Annotated in this window: 14 protein-coding genes; 6 read left to right on the forward strand and 8 right to left on the reverse strand. The window is 70.9% G+C overall.

From position 1 onward, the window contains the following. Positions 1 to 184: 184 nt before the first annotated feature. Genes ptsP through ABZT18_RS04165 form a run of 8 tightly spaced genes read right to left on the reverse strand, consistent with a single transcriptional unit; the run spans position 185 to position 6,776 of the window. Positions 185 to 1,858, reverse strand: a complete 1,674-nt coding sequence (gene ptsP / locus ABZT18_RS04130) for a phosphoenolpyruvate--protein phosphotransferase (protein ID WP_354992316.1) — start codon at positions 1,856 to 1,858, stop codon at positions 185 to 187. After that, complete coding sequence (locus tag ABZT18_RS04135) at positions 1,851 to 2,126, reverse strand: HPr family phosphocarrier protein (protein WP_354992317.1); 276 nt, start codon at positions 2,124 to 2,126, stop codon at positions 1,851 to 1,853. The genes ptsP and ABZT18_RS04135 overlap by 8 nt, the downstream gene beginning before the upstream one ends. A gap of 9 nt (positions 2,127 to 2,135) precedes the next feature. Beyond that, on the reverse strand, positions 2,136 to 3,176 hold the full coding sequence (locus ABZT18_RS04140; protein ID WP_354992318.1) for a zinc-dependent dehydrogenase: 1,041 nt from the start codon (positions 3,174 to 3,176) through the stop codon (positions 2,136 to 2,138). Further along, positions 3,173 to 3,607: a PTS sugar transporter subunit IIA gene (locus ABZT18_RS04145; RefSeq protein WP_354992319.1), complete on the reverse strand. Its 435-nt coding sequence runs from the start codon at positions 3,605 to 3,607 to the stop codon at positions 3,173 to 3,175. Before ABZT18_RS04145 ends, ABZT18_RS04140 begins: the two co-directional genes overlap by 4 nt. Then, positions 3,600 to 3,908: a PTS lactose transporter subunit IIB gene (locus tag ABZT18_RS04150; protein WP_354992320.1), complete on the reverse strand. Its 309-nt coding sequence runs from the start codon at positions 3,906 to 3,908 to the stop codon at positions 3,600 to 3,602. The genes ABZT18_RS04145 and ABZT18_RS04150 overlap by 8 nt, the downstream gene beginning before the upstream one ends. Positions 3,909 to 3,913: 5 nt before the next feature. Then, entirely contained in the window at positions 3,914 to 5,050 is a 1,137-nt protein-coding gene (locus tag ABZT18_RS04155; RefSeq protein WP_354992321.1) for a PTS mannitol transporter subunit IICB, read from the reverse strand. Positions 5,051 to 5,109: 59 nt separating this feature from the next. Further along, positions 5,110 to 6,018 (reverse strand): 1-phosphofructokinase, encoded by a 909-nt coding sequence (gene pfkB, locus ABZT18_RS04160; RefSeq protein ID WP_354992322.1) that lies wholly within the window; start codon positions 6,016 to 6,018, stop codon positions 5,110 to 5,112. After that, positions 6,015 to 6,776: a DeoR/GlpR family DNA-binding transcription regulator gene (locus ABZT18_RS04165; RefSeq protein WP_354992323.1), complete on the reverse strand. Its 762-nt coding sequence runs from the start codon at positions 6,774 to 6,776 to the stop codon at positions 6,015 to 6,017. The genes pfkB and ABZT18_RS04165 overlap by 4 nt, the downstream gene beginning before the upstream one ends. Before the next feature lie 395 nt (positions 6,777 to 7,171). Between ABZT18_RS04165 and ABZT18_RS04170 the strand changes: the two genes are divergently transcribed. The 6 genes from ABZT18_RS04170 (at position 7,172) to ABZT18_RS04195 (ending at position 14,654) form a co-directional block, all read left to right on the forward strand. Then, entirely contained in the window at positions 7,172 to 7,765 is a 594-nt protein-coding gene (locus ABZT18_RS04170; RefSeq protein ID WP_354992324.1) for a sigma-70 family RNA polymerase sigma factor, read from the forward strand. Positions 7,766 to 7,831: 66 nt separating this feature from the next. Then, positions 7,832 to 9,514 (forward strand): RICIN domain-containing protein, encoded by a 1,683-nt coding sequence (locus ABZT18_RS04175; protein WP_354992325.1) that lies wholly within the window; start codon positions 7,832 to 7,834, stop codon positions 9,512 to 9,514. A gap of 37 nt (positions 9,515 to 9,551) precedes the next feature. Continuing rightward, positions 9,552 to 10,301, forward strand: coding sequence for a zf-HC2 domain-containing protein (locus tag ABZT18_RS04180; RefSeq protein ID WP_354992326.1), 750 nt, complete (start codon positions 9,552 to 9,554; stop codon positions 10,299 to 10,301). A 229-nt stretch (positions 10,302 to 10,530) separates the two neighbouring features. Then, positions 10,531 to 12,264, forward strand: a complete 1,734-nt coding sequence (locus ABZT18_RS04185) for a S8 family serine peptidase (RefSeq protein ID WP_354992327.1) — start codon at positions 10,531 to 10,533, stop codon at positions 12,262 to 12,264. Between the two features lie 230 nt (positions 12,265 to 12,494). Continuing rightward, positions 12,495 to 13,577 (forward strand): hypothetical protein, encoded by a 1,083-nt coding sequence (locus ABZT18_RS04190; protein WP_354992328.1) that lies wholly within the window; start codon positions 12,495 to 12,497, stop codon positions 13,575 to 13,577. 48 nt (positions 13,578 to 13,625) lie between these two features. Then, on the forward strand, positions 13,626 to 14,654 hold the full coding sequence (locus ABZT18_RS04195) for a CE1758 family FMN-dependent luciferase-like monooxygenase (protein ID WP_354992329.1): 1,029 nt from the start codon (positions 13,626 to 13,628) through the stop codon (positions 14,652 to 14,654). Positions 14,655 to 14,673 lie beyond the last annotated feature (19 nt).

Consider the following 14,673-nt stretch of genomic DNA (forward strand, 5'->3'; position numbering starts at 1 on the left):
TGAACGAACGGCTGAGACGAAACGGGCCACCGGTCACCCGGTGGCTCGTTTCGCTTGCTGGTCAAGGTGTGGGCGCGGCAGGTTTCGAACCTTGATGGCCAACCGCACCCCTGCTAGTCCGTAACCACTGGGCCGGTGACAGCGGTGTTGCGATCATGACGAATCGTCGGTGACCGTGACCGGCTCACCGCACGGACACGACGTCGCCGTACCGGAGTCGGCGCGAAGCACCGGCCGCCGCCGCCCGGGCTGCCTCCGGGCTGGGGGCGGCCAGGGCCGCCTCGGCGATCTGGCGGCAGTCGTCCAGGGTGTGCGCGGCCAGGGAATCGCGCACCGCCGGGATGCTGCGGGGCGCCATGGACAGGCTGGTGATGCCCAGGCCTGCCAGTACCAGGGCGAAATCGGGATCCGCGGCGGACTCTCCACACACACCGACCGGCTTGCCCGCCTCGACGCCGGCTGCCGCGCAGGAGGCGAGGAGCGCGATCAGCGCGGGCTGCCACGGGTCGAGCAGTTCAGCGAGGTCGCCGCACATGCGGTCAGCGGCGAACGTGTACTGGCTGAGGTCGTTGGTGCCGACGCTGAGGAAGTCCACGTGGCACAGCACCTGGCTGGCGCGCAGGGCCGCGGCCGGCACCTCGATCATCACGCCGGCGGTCGGCAGGCCGTGCTCGCGGCAGGACTCAGTGAACGCGGCCGCCTCCGCCGCCGTGGCGACCATCGGCGCCATCACCCAAACGTCGGCGTCCGCCGCCGCAGCCGCCGCCGCGATTGCGGCCAGCTGCGTGGTAAGCACGGAGGGTGTCTGCCGCGCGATCCGCAGACCACGGATGCCCAGCGCAGGGTTGGGTTCATCGGCCAAACGCAGGAACGGCAGCGGCTTGTCGGCGCCGGCGTCGAGGGTGCGCACGACGATCTTGCGGCCGGGCAGCGCGGCGAAGACGTCGCGATACGCGGCGACCTGCTCTTCGTGCGACGGCGGGTCGCTGCGGTCGAGGTAGAGCAGCTCGGTGCGGAACAGGCCGACGCCTTCAACCTCGCCGGTGAGGTCGCGGGCGGAGCCGATGTTGGCCAGTAGCGCGATGGGATGGCCGTCCGCGGTCCGCCCGGGGCCTTGGGAGCGGGCGCGGCGTTCGATCTCCGCGAGCCGGTCCGCGTTAACAGTGGTCACCGTCTCGGCGGAGACGCCGGCCACCACGACGCCGCTCGCGCCGTCGAGACTGGCCAACGTGCCGTCGGGCACGTCCAGGATGCCCGCGCAGCGAACCACGGCCGGGATACCGAGTGTCCGGGCCAGGATCGCGGTGTGGCTGGTCGGCCCGCCCTCGGCCGTGACCAGGCCCAGCACCAGGGCCGGTTCGAGGCCGGCGGTGTCGGCGGGCGCCAGGTCACGGGCGATGAGCAGGTACGGATGGCCAGGGTCCGGCACGCCCGGCATCGGCAGCCCCAGGCACGCCGCGACGAGGCGGTCCCGCAGGTCGTCAAGGTCGCTGACCCGCTCGGCGAGGTACCCGCCCGCGGCTTCGAAGGCGGCCCGGTGCCCGGCGAGCACGTCGGTGATCGCGTGCGGCGCGTCCGCACCGCCCTCGATGGCGATGTCGGCCGCGTCGATGAGCGTCTCATCCTGCGCCATCATGACCTGCGCGCGCAGGACCTCGGCGGCGGTCGCGTCCAGGGCGGTGTCGGCGCGACGGGTCAGGTCGGCGGCGACGGCGAGGACCGCGGCCCGGACGGCCGCCTTCTCGGCCCCGGGATCAACGGTCTCCACCAACGGCGGCAGGGCCGGAGGCGGGGCCAGCCGGTAGACCGGCCCCGCCGCACCACCGGGGCTGGCCCCGATCCCCCGAAGTTCACGCATCGACGGCGTCCAGATCACGTTCGAGGAGGTCGGCCAGGGTGTCGACGGCGGCCTGCGCGTCATCGCCGTCGGCCTCCAGGGTGACCTCGGTGCCCTTCTTGGCGCCGAGCGACAGCACGGCGAGCATGCTGCGGGCCGGCACGGGTTTCTTGTCGCTGGTGCGGATGGTGACCAGCACCGGCTGCTTCGCCGCTTCGGCGACGAACAGCGCCGCCGGGCGGGCGTGCAGCCCGCTGGCGGAGCCGACGAGGACTGTTCTGGTGGGCAACGGATCCTCCTACGGTTCGATCGTCACCTTGATCGCTTCGCCGCGCGCCACGATGCCGAAGGCGTCGAGGGCGCGGTCGAGCGGCAGGCGGTGGGTGATGAGGTCGGCGACCGGCACGGAGCCGTTGGCGATGAGTCGCAGCGCTTCCTTGTTGTGCTCCGGGCTGGAGCCGTTGGCACCGACGACGGTCAGTTCGCGGTAGTGCACGAGGTTGGAGTCCAGGGAGATGACCGGCTTGTCCTTCGGCAGGCCGCCGAAGAAGCTGATCCGGCCCTGCCGCGCGGTCATCTGCACCGCCTGCTCCTGGGCGGCGCCAGCGGCCGTGGCGGTGATGACGACGTCGGCGCCCCGGCCCTCGGTGAGCTTGAGCACCGCGTCGACGACGTCGGTCTCGGCGCCGCAGATCGCCGCGTCCGGCTGCACCAGGTTGGCGGCCAGGTCGAGGCGTTCGCGGTTGAGGTCGACGAGGAACACCCGGGTCGCGCCGCGCGCCCGGGCCAGGCGGACATGCAGGCAGCCGATCGGCCCGGAGCCCACGACGACCACGTCGTCGCCCTCCCCCACACCGGCGAGATTCTGGCCGTTGAGGACGCAGGCGAGAGGCTCGGCGACGGACGCCTCGGCGAAGCTGAGTCCCTCGGGGATCCGGTTGAGCCCGTCGACGTCGAGGACGTTGTGCGGCACGACCAGGTATTCGGCGAACCCGCCGTCGAAGTGGTATCCCATCGACACCTGGTTGGGGCACACGGTCATCCGGCCGCGCCGGCACTCGGCGCACGTACCGCACGGGATGGCGGCGATGACCTGGACCCGGTCCCCCGGCTGCCAGCCCGTGACGTCGGCACCGACTTCGGTGATCTCGCCGGCGATCTCGTGGCCCATGACGCGCGGCGGGGCGATGTGGTGGTGGCCGAAGCGGGAGATCTTCACGTCGGTGCCGCAGGTGGAGCATGCCCGGACGCGGATCTTCACGTCGGTGGGGCCCGGCGTGGGCTCGGGCGCGTCCTCAATGCGGATGTCACCGGGCGCGTGGAATCGGACGACCTTCACGATGGCTTCCCTTCAAGAATAGTGATCACGTCATCGGCACTCGTCGACTCTCGTAGCCGCTGCGCCTGCGCCGGATCCATCAGCACCGAGGCGAGCTGGGCCAGGATGTCCACATGCCCGTCGCCGGCCGCGGCGATGGCGACGCAGACCCGCACGTCGAAGCCGTCCCAGTCGACGCCGTCTGGGAAGCGCAGCACCGCGAGGGTGTCGCGCTGGACCGACTCCTTGCTGTTCAGCGTGCCGTGCGGGATGGCGACGCCCTCCCCGATGTACGTGGAGACGCTCTGCTCGCGGGCGAGCATCGCGTCCACGTACGCCGGGGCGACCGCGCCGACCTCGACGAGTACCGCGCCGCAGCGGCGAATCGCCTCGTCCCGCGATCCGGCCCGCTCGTCGAGCCGGATCGCGTCACGGGCCAGCAACTCAGCCACTCAGTTCACCACCGCGCTGCACCGCGTTCACGACCCTGGTGACGGCCGGGTCGCCGATGAACACCTGGATCGGCACGATCACCTTGTCGGGCGCGCTGACACGGGCCCGTGCGGCGAGCCCCTGGTGGCAGATGACCACGTCTGCGTCCGCCGGGATCGAGTTGACCGGCGTGTGCTCGACGGTCACCGCGCTCTTCGCCAGTTGCCGCCGTAGTTGGCTGGCCAGCATCACGCTGCTGCCCATACCGGCGTCGCAGGCGACGACGACCTTCTTGATCTCAGTGCCGTTGATGGTGGGCATGATGTTCAGACCTCCTGCTTCGCCGACTTGTTGAGGGTCTCGTCGGGGCGGGCAACCGTCTCCTCGTCCGGGCCGAGAGCGGCCTCGACGGGCTCGCCGCGGCCGAAGCCGAGCAGGGCCGAGGCGACCGCGAAGGTGACGGCGGCGGCGATCACGATGCCGAGAATGACCCCGAAGTAGTCGCCCTTGGGGGTGACCGCGAGGTAGGCGAAGATGCTGCCCGGCGAGGGGGTGGCGACCAGGCCCGCACCGGTGATCACGAAGGTGCCGACGCCGGCGGCGCCCCCGGCGATCATGGCGAGGATCAGCTTCGGCTTCATCAGCACGTACGGGAAGTAGATCTCGTGGATGCCGCCGAGGAACTGCACGATGATCGCGGCCGGGGTGCTGGCCCGCAGCGCGCGGGGGCCGAAGACCATGAAGGCGAGCAGCAGGCCGAGGCCGGGGCCGGGGTTCGACTCGATCATGAACAGGATCGACTTGCCCTTGTCGGCCGCCTCGGCGATGCCCAGCGGGCCGAACACGCCGTGGTTGATGGCGTTGTTGAGGAAGAGCACCTTGGCGGGTTCGACGAGCACCGAGGTCAGCGGCAGCAGGTCCTTGTCGACGAGCCAGTCGACGCCCGAGCCGGCCTGCTTGGTGAGCCATTCGACCACCGGGCCGATGCCGTAGACACCGCCGATGGCCATCGCGGCGCCGATGATGCCGGCGCTGAAGTTGTCGACCAGCATCTCGAAGCCGGGACGGATCTTGTCTTCGACCAGGCCGTCGAACAGCTTGAGGATGTAGGCCGTGAGCGGGCCAATGATCATCGCGCCGAGGATCATGGGCACATCCGCGCCGACGACGAGGCCCATGGTCGCCACCGCGGCAACGACGGCACCGCGCTGGCCGTGGACGAGCCGACCGCCGGTGTAGCCGATGAGCACCGGTAGCAGGATGCTGATTATCGGCCCGACCAGTTCGGCCAGGGTCTTGTTGGGGATCCAGCCGGTCGGGATGAACAGTGCGGTGATCAGGCCCCAGGCGATGAACGCGCCGATGTTGGGCATGACCATCGCGGCCAAGTAGCCGCCGAGGCGTTGCACCGTGGCCCTGAGGCCCTGGCCCTTCACCTCTGGTGTGTAGGAGGAGGAGGTCACGGGGGTATCTCCTTCAGGAGTGGCGGTCCAGACGGGCGCAGGGGAAGGAGCTCGTCCGGCTAGGGGTGGATGGTGACGTCGTGGCGGAACAGGTCCGCGGGGCCGGGCATCCGGCTGCCGGGCAGGCTCACCGCGGCGGCGCCCCAGGCCAGGCCCTCAGCGAGGGCGGCGGCACCCTGCGCGCCCGCGGCGAGGAACCCGGCGAGCAGCGCATCGCCGGCACCGACGGTGCTGCGGGGCCGGGCGACCGGACAGGTGCCGGTGCGGACCCCTTCGGCGTCGACGAGGACAGCGCCGTCAGCGCCGAGGCTGGCCACGACGGTGCCGGCTCCCCATTCCCGCAGGCACTGAGCGGCATCGACCACATCGTCGAGGTCCGTCAGCGGGGTGCCGACCACTTCGGCCAGTTCGTCGCGGTTGGGCTTGAGGAGGGTCGCCCCGGCCAGGGCGGCCTCGCGCAGGGCGGGACCGCTGGTGTCGACGGCGACCCTGACGCCGGCAGCGCGCAGCTTCCGGCACAGCTGAGCGTAGGCGTCGGCGGGCAGACCGGGCGGGACGCTGCCGCACAGCACGACCCAGTCGGCGCCGCTGGCGCGGGTGAGCACGCGGTCGATCACCTCGTCGAACTCGGCGCGGCACATGGCCGGACCAGGCTCGTTGATCTTGGTGACCGTGCCGTCGGGCTCAGCCAGGGTGATGTTGGAACGGGTGCGTCCGGAGATCGACACGGCGAGGACCTCCACACCCTCCGCCTTGAGGAGGCCGATGAGCTGGTTGCCCTCGTCGCCGCCAGACGGCAACACTGCTACCGACGGCACCCCGTTGGCCAGCAGGGCACGGGACACGTTGACGCCCTTGCCGCCGGGGTCAAGGTGGGCCGTGGCAGCCCGGATGACCTCGCCCCGGGTGAGCGAATCGACCTCCACGGCCCGGTCGAGGCTGGGGTTGAGGGTGACGGTGACGATCATGCGCGTACCACCCGAACGCCCGCGGACTCCAGGTCACCGACCAGGTCGAGGTCGGCACGGCTGTCGGTGATGAGCAGGTCGAGGTCGGCCAGCTCGGCGAACCGGGCCAAATAGTCGTTGCCGAGCTTGGTGTGATCGGCGAGTAGCACCGTGCGGCGGGCCGCGCGGACCATCGCCCGCTTCACCGCCGCCTCGGCCGTGTCCGGAGTGGTCAGCCCACGCTCGACCGAGATGCCATTGGTCCCGACGAACGCGACGTCGACGTAGAGGTTCGCCAAGGGCGACAGCGCCCAGTCGTCGACGGTCGCGAGGGTCTTCCCGCGGACCCGTCCACCCAACAGCAGGACGTTGAGGTTGGCATAGGTACTGAGGGTCGTGGCGATGACCGGCGAGTTGACAACGACGGTCAACTCTCGGTCGACCGGCAGCAGCTGGGCCAGCCGGGCGGTGGTGGTGCCGGCGTCGAGGATGATCGCGCCCTCCTCCGGCACCTCGCTCAGGGCGAGCTTGGCGATGCGCTCCTTCTCCTCGATGAGCACCGCGTCACGCGCCGCCAGCGCGGGCTCGAACCCGAGCCGTTCGACCGGGATCGCTCCACCGTGGACTCGGCGCAGCACCCCGGCCCGCTCCAGGATGGTGAGATCGCGGCGGATGGTCTCCGACGTCACGTTGAGCCCGTCGGCCAGGCCAGCCACCTCGACCCGGCCCACGTCCCGGGCGATGCGAAGGATCTCCTGCTGTCGTTCCTCGGCGTACATGTTGTTGTTTCACCGCCGTTTCGTTTTGCTTGTGCTTTGTTTACGCCCGGTTGTAGGGGAAGTCAAGAGACGGGCCACAGAAAGCCACACCGGCGGTATTCAGCACGACGATCGGGCCTCGGCGGAGCAGCTCACCACCGCCAGACCCGCCGCCGCCTCGACATCGTCGTCACCGCCGCGAGCGGGATGGACGGCCGACACCACGCCACCGGACACCTCGCCGCGATGAACAGCCCAGACACCAACCGGCCAGGCTGTCACCGTCATGTGTCGCTGAGTAGACAATCCGCGATCCCGGTGCAAGTCTTTGCCGCGTGCGACCCTCCCCAGAAGTCAGCGGTGCCAGCGGCACGGCAGCTGGCGCCCACTCCCCTGCGGACGGTCTGGGTGCGAGCATGGACCGTCCCGAAGATGTCGCCGCTCTGCGGCATCTGCAGCAGGTCCACGCGCCCGTGCTGCTGAGCTTCCTGACCCGACTGACCAGGGGCGACGTCCACCGTGCCGAGGACATCGTTCAGGAGACGGTGCTGCGGGCATGGCGGAATCCAGAAGCCCGTAACGCCGAGGGGCACTGGAACAGGGCCTGGCTGTTCACCGTGGCCAAACGTATTCTGATCGACCAGATGCGCTCCGCCGACGTCCGGCCAGCCGAGCTGCCGGTCGGCTACATCGATGATCACGCGCAGCCGGACGACGCCATCGAGCGCCTCCTCGACGCGCGTGAGGTCCGGGCCGCGCTCGACTCCCTGCCCGAGCGGCTGCGCATCACGCTGGTCGAGATCTTCTTCCGGGAACGGTCGGTATCCGAGGCCGCCGACGCCCTCGACGTCCCGGCCGGCACCGTCAAGTCACGCACCTTCTACGCCCTGCGGGCCATGCGAGAGGCACTCGTCAGCCGTGGCTTCGATTTCGATCCCGCAGGCCAGCGACGATCGACCGGCGACGGCGATGCGGGCAAGGGCACGCCAAGAAAATTCGAGCAGCTGTGAACCCGGGTGGCTGCCGTGCCGTCATGTGCACGAGACCTCTCCACCCCTGAGCGTAAGAGTGAGTCGATGACAAAATCCGCAAGTGGCCAGCACCGCCCGTGGCGACGGCTCATATCGTCAACGCGGAAGCGCGTCGAGATCGTGGCCCTGGTCGGCATCATCGTGGCGTGCGGGGCCGTCGGTGTGGAAATGGCCGCCACCGCCGACCCGGACAAGCTGGCCGGCGAGCCCGTTCCGGAAGGCGACCTGCCCGCCATCGTGGAGGCGGCCCTGTCCTGCCCCACCCTCAACCCGCCGAAGCTCGCCGCGCAGATCATGGCGGCGTCCGGCTTCAAGGGTGGCCCCGACAAGATCGCCGGCCTCGACCAGGCCGCGTGGGAGAAGTGGCGGCCCTCGTCGGATGCCAACCGCGCCGACCGGCGGGCGAACATCATCGCGTTGGGTCACCGGACCTGCGAGAACGTCGGCCACCTTCGGGAAGCCGACCTCGACGGTGACCTCTGGCCAGCCGCCATCGCGGCGGAGCAGACCGGGGTCAAGGCGGTGCTCGACGCGCGCGGCGTCCCGAAGGACGCCAAGTCCTACGTCGACAAGGTGAAGGCATACGCGGCCTGGTACGCCGAGCAGCCGCAGTTCTCCGAGAAGGACAGAGCCCAGCCGGTCGTCGCCGCGGCGGCGGGCAGCGAACTCAAGGTGCCCGACTCTCTCGTACAGCCGATCCAGACCGCCGGAAAGTTGTGCCCACAGATCACGCCGGCCAGGATCGCGGCACAGTTGCGGACGCTGTCCGACTTCGACGTGAACAAGCGCACGTCGGACCGTCAGGGCGTCGCCCAGTTCACGCCCGCCCTGTGGGAGAAGTACCAGCCGGGCACTGACACGTCCGTGTGGCGACCCGCGGACGCGATCCCGGCGCTCGGCGTCGCCATGTGCGACATGGCGCAACAGCTGTCCGGGCTCAACAACGAGGACCCGTACCGGCTCGCGCTGAGCGCATACCAGTGGGGAATCGACCCGGTGCGGCGCGCGGCTGGACCGCCCCGCGTCAACGTCAGTCAGCTGGCCGACGAGGTTCCGGCCCACGTCGCGGAGTACGAGAAGGACAGCCGGTTGTCCGTGCCCACCGCGAAGCCGAGCCCCACGCCGTCGGCGAGCCCCACGCCGTCGGCGAGCCCGAGCGTCCAGCCCTCGCCGAGCAAGAGCGTGCTCGCCCAGCCTACGAACCAGCCCAGCAAGCCCGCCGAGGAGAAGCCCCAGGGCCCGAGGCTGTTCGCGTACGAGGCGGGTGCCAAGTACCGCCTGACGAGCCCGTGGGCCGCGTCGCTGGTGGAACTCCCGGGCATCAACCAGAACACGCAGCCCGGCAGCCGGGTCCAGCTGTGGAAGGACGAGGGGTACGAGGACCAGCGCTGGCGGCTCTACCCGGCGCCGGACAGGCGGCACGTCATCATCGTGAACGCCTGGAACAACATGGCCCTGGCTGTGGAGGACAGGTCCATGCAGCAGAACGCGAAAATGGCGGTGTACGCACGTGACGACAACGACCAGAATCAGCAGTGGCTGCTGGAGGACGTCGGTGCCGAAAAGGTGGTCATGACCAACCGCCACTCCGGCCAGGTGATGGAGCTGCTCGGCGAGGATATTGGGCCGACGAGGGACAACGGCACCACCTGGAACGGATACTGGGTCGAACAGTTGGAGCGCCGTGACAACCAGAGAGACCAGAAGTGGAAATTCGTGAAGCAGTGACGCCGGCCGGGCGCGGCGGACCGGGAAGCTGAGCGGCGTGCCGGACCTACCCGCCCTGGGCGACCATGTGACGGACCTGCTGGGTCCGCACTACATGGGCGTCCTCGATCCAGCCGACAGTGACGCCGTCGACCGGCACCTGCGCGACTGCGCGCACTGCCGGGCGGCGGCCCACGAGGTGTGCGAGGTCGTCGCCGCCCTCGCACTGCTCAGCGACGATGTGGCTGTCGAGGAGGCGTCGCCGGTCACCCGGCCGGCGGCGCCCGCTGCCCGCCGTGGCCGCTTCGACGCGATCCGGCCGGGCGGCGGGCGTTCGGTGCCCGCCGGGCCCGGGCGGCAGCCGCGCCCCCGGCGGCAGCGGCTCGCGCTGATGCGGGCCGGTCTGGCGCTTGCGGTGGTGCTGTTCGTCGGCTTCGGCGCCCTCTTCGTGATGGATCGGATGAGTGACGAGGCCGGGCCTGAGGTGGTGACGGTCGCGGCGACCGCGAGTGAGCCCCGCACCGGTGCGAGCGTCTCGGTGTTCGCGTCGGAGACCGACGGCGGAGTGCACGTGCGGGTCACGGTCACCGGCCTGCGCGCGGGCACCAGCTACCGGCTGTACGCGGTGACGCTCGACGGCCAGGCGCGCGAGATCGCAACGTGGATCAGCGCCGACACCGTGCAGGAGGTCTCCGGGGACCTGCGGGTGGCCCTCGGCGACCTGACCTTCGTGACGATCAGCGAGGCGAACGGCCCACCGGCGGTCACGGTGCAGCTTCCCAGAGCCACGCCCGCGACACCGCGCTGAGGCACGCTGCCTTCCCACCTGGCGAGCGCCGGATGGCGGCGTGGCACGACGGGATCCGATGCCACCGCAGAATGCGTCCGGCCGTGAACCATGGCGCCGTTTCGGCCGTCGTGTGTGCAGATCCGCCTTGGGCGACGACAAAGGGAAGTAGAGAATGTTCTGGATCACCCGGTCGGCACGCGCTGCCTGCCTCGCGGTGTGCGTCATGGTGGCTCTGATCGTGGGAGCCGTGACCCCGGCTTCGGCCGCCGACGAATACGTCAAGTTCTACGCCGTCGGGTCGTCGTACCAAGGAGAGCCGGAGAACCTCACCAGCATCGCCGCCCGGTTCCTCGGCGACGGGGCTCGCTCCGTCGAGATCCGCAACCTCAACACCGGCCGCCGGCAACCCGACGGTGGCACCCTCAAGGAACCGGACAAGTTGCGGGCCGGCTGGCTGCTGGTGCTGCCCTGGGACGCCGTTGGCGACGGCGTCAGATACGGCGTGCTGCCCGACAAGGCGCCGGCCGCAGCACCGGTCAAGCCGCAACCTGGCAAGCCCGCGGCCACGCCCACCGCCAAGGCGCGTCCCACCATCCCGCCCGAGCGGGTCGCCGGTGCCGGCACGGTCCCGACCAAGGCGCCGACGCAGCGCCCCGCGAAGAAGGGGCAGTGTGCGACGACGGCGGCGTCGAGCAGTCGCTCCGACTGGGCGAGCCTGCGTCTGGCCGCCGACCAGGCCTGGCCGCAGAGCCGCGGCAAGGGGCAACTCGTGGCGATCGTCGACTCCGGTGTGGATGGCAGCCTGCCGACGCTCAGTGGTCACGTGGCCGTCGGCATGGACATCGTCAGCGGCAGCGGCCGCGGCGACACCGACTGCCTCGGCTCGGGCACCGCCATGGCCGGTCTGGTGGTCGGGCAGTCCACCAAGGGCAGTGACGTCCAGGGCGTCGCCCCCGACGCCACGGTGATGCCGGTCCGGATCGTGGGCACCGACGCCAAGGTCCAGCCGGCCGACGGCGCCTCGGCCATCGAGGCCACCGCCGAGGCGGGTGCGACAGTCATCGCGCTGGGCAACTATGTCGACACGACCAAGCCCGAGGTCGCCAAGGCGATCACGGCTGCGGTGGACCGGGGCGTCGTCGTGGTGATCGGCGCTTCACGTGCTTCGGTTCCGGCCAACCCGGACGCGGAGATCGGCCCCGGTGTCCTGCGGGTGGGTGGCGTGGCAGTCGACGGCCAGCGCGCCGCCGACTACCGCGGTGGTGGCCTCGACGTGGTCGCCCCGGGTGTCAACGTGAGCAGCGTCGGGATCACCGGTGTCGGCGCCGTCGCGGGCAGCGGCACCCAGTACGCGGTGGCCTTTGTCGCCGGCGCCGTCGCGCTGGTCCGGGCCGCATACCCGGACCTGAGTCCGGAGCAGGTCGCCCATCGTCTCCAGGTGACGTCGGACAAGATGGGCGACGGCGCACAGCCCGACGGTCGGTACGGCTGGGGCATGATCAATCCCGCCGCAGCGGTCACCAAGGTGCTGCCCGAGGAGGCCCAGGCGGCCCCGTCGGGGCGGGAATCGGGCGGACGGCTCACCTCCGGCAGCTCCGGCGGACGGTCGGCGTTGCTGGCCATCGTGGCGCTGGTCGCGCTCGCGGCGGCGGTGCTGCTCGTGTTCCGGATCCGCCGGCTGCTGCGCGACGAGACCGAGGACGACGGTGACGACGACGGTCCTCGGCCGGTGACCGCCGCACCGCCGGTCCGCAGCGGTGCTCTGCCTCCGGCCTCCGCGCCCCGGGCCCCGTTGGCCCCCCGTAAACCGGACAGTGACCCGCCGTCTCCGGAGGGCGGGAAGCGCGACCCGGAGGACGAGCAAGCCGACGGCAACGCGTCCGTGGCCAGCGGCGGGCCGGGGACCCGGGCCGAGACCGTGGCACTGCCGAAGGCGTCGATCGGAGCAAGGTCGCGCCAGCAGCGTCCAGACGCGCCATGACCGGCACCCGCTCCGGGCCGCCGGTGGTGATACCGCCGCGCGGCCCCGGCGCCCCGTCCGCCAACTGACCCAGCGCAACGAGTTCGTCCGGGCGTTCGTCGAGCACCCGGCTCGGTTACCTGATCATGGACTGCTGAGCCTGCGGGGACATGGTTGTCGTCCCCACTTGGAGGACTACAGCGCCGGGGGCACTGGTGGCAGGCTGACGTTTGTCGAAGCAGGACGAGGGGATGAGGGTGCAAGACGTCTCCGGTACGGACGCCCATGTGGCGGACCTGCTGGCCCTCTACCACCTCGACGCGCTCGACCGGCGTAGCGGCGAGCAGGTCGGCCGCCATCTCCAGTCGTGCCAGCAGTGCCGGGCGGCGGCGACCGAGGTGTGCGAGACGCTCGCCGCGCTGGCCCTGCTCAGCGACGACAGGGATCACCTGCTCAACCTCTACGGGGCGCTGGGGACGGCGGCGCCTCCGGCCTTTCCGGCGCGGTTCGCGCCGCAGGAGCCGCCGCGCGAGCAGGCAGGCCCGCAGCGCAAAGAGGCCCAGGAGACCGACAGACGCCGGTTCCGGCTACGGCGCGGCGGTACGGAAGCCGAGACGGCCACCCGGCCGGTGCCTGCCGCCGCTGGGCCCGACCTCGGGCGGAGGGAGCCACCGCAGCAGCGGGTGGAACCCCCGCCGGTCGTACCGGTCCACCAGGAGCCCCCGGCCATTCAGGAGCAGGCCGCGCTGCCGGTCGTACCGTCGCCGAAGCCGGCCGCCCAACGGCCCGCCGCGCACCCCTCCCGACCCGGCTTCGACCGCCCGTCGGACATCCAACATCCGGGCGGTGGCCAGCGTGCCGAGTCCCCGCGGAGGCGTTTCTTCTCCTGGCGTACCGCTACCTTCGCGGGCCTGAGCGCTCTGCTTCTGCTCACCCTCACGGTGGCCGGGCTCTCCGCGAGGGCCCTGCTCGACCCACCGGCCCCGGGCGTGCAGACGAACACCGTCCGTACCGCCGTCGCCTCCGCGACGGATCGGGACTCTGGCGCGAACCTGTCGGTCATCCTCACCGAAGAAGGCGACCGGGTCATCGTGCGGGCCACCCTGAGCGGCCTGACCGAGGGCGTCGGCTACCGACTCTTCGGTCACACCTTCGACGGCCGGCAGCGGCCGCTGGTCAACTGGACCGGGCGCGCCGGCGTACAGGAACTCGACGGCGAGTTGCCGGTCGGCATCGCCGATCTCTCTCACTTCGCCGTCACCCGCGGCACCCGGGTCGTCGTCACGGCATATCTGCCCCGCGGCGCGGGTACGGCGGCCACCCCCGGCCGATGAGCCGGGCCACGATCTGAACCGGTCGCCGGCCCCGTTCGTCTGGGGGGTATGCAGATCGGTGTCTACAGTCTCGGCGACCGCACCCCCGACCCGGTGACGGGCCGGGCGCCAACGGATCACGAGCGCCTACTCAGCACGGCACGGATCGCCGAGCACGCCGAGGCGGCCGGGTTCGATGTCTTCGCCGTCGGAGAGCACCACACCCCGACGTACGCCGTGTCCGCGCCGGCTGTGCTGCTGGGCTACCTGGCCGCACGGACGAGCCGGATACTGCTCTCCACGGCAACGTCTCTGATCACCACGAACGATCCCGTCCGGGTCGCTGAGGATTACGCGACGGTGCAGCATCTGTGCGGCGGCCGGCTGGACCTCATGCTCGGCCGGGGCATCTCCGGCCCGGTGTATTCGTGGTTCGGCCGCGACGCCGACGACAGTCGCCGGCTGGCGGCCGAGAACTACCGACTGCTGCGCCGGCTGTGGGACGAGGACACCGTCGACTGGTCCGGCGAGTTCCGTACGCCGTTGCGGGGTTTCACAGCGGTGCCGCGGCCGCTCGCGGGCCATCCGCCGTTCGTCTGGCACGCGTCGGTGTCCAGTGAGGAGACCGCGGAACTGGCCGCAGCCCACGGTGACGGCTTCTTCGCCAATCACATCATGTGGCCCTGGCAGCACACGGCCCGGCTGGTCCAGACCTTTCGCGAGGGGTACGCCGCGCACGGCCACGGCACCGCCGAGCAGGCGGTCGTCGGGCTCGGCGGGCATGTCTTCGTCCGGCCGAGGTCACAGGATGCGGTCCGGGAGTTCCGGCCGTACTTCGACAACGCGCCCCTCTACGGCCACGGGCCCTCGCTGGAGGAGCACATGGACACCACACCGATGACGGTGGGCAGCCCGCAGCAGGTCATCGACGCGGTTCTCGGCTACCGCGAGTACGTCGGTGACTATCACCGTCAGCTTTTCCTGATCGACCACGCCGGGTTGCCGGTGAGCACGGTGCTGGAGCAACTGGACATCCTCGGTGCCGAGGTGTTGCCCGTGCTGCGTCGCGAACTTGCCGGCGGCCCCCGCCCGCGGTGATCCACCGCTCGTAGGGCGC

Origin of the sequence: Micromonospora sp. NPDC005291 (genome assembly GCF_040607415.1) — a bacterium.
GTDB lineage: Bacteria > Actinomycetota > Actinomycetes > Mycobacteriales > Micromonosporaceae > Micromonospora.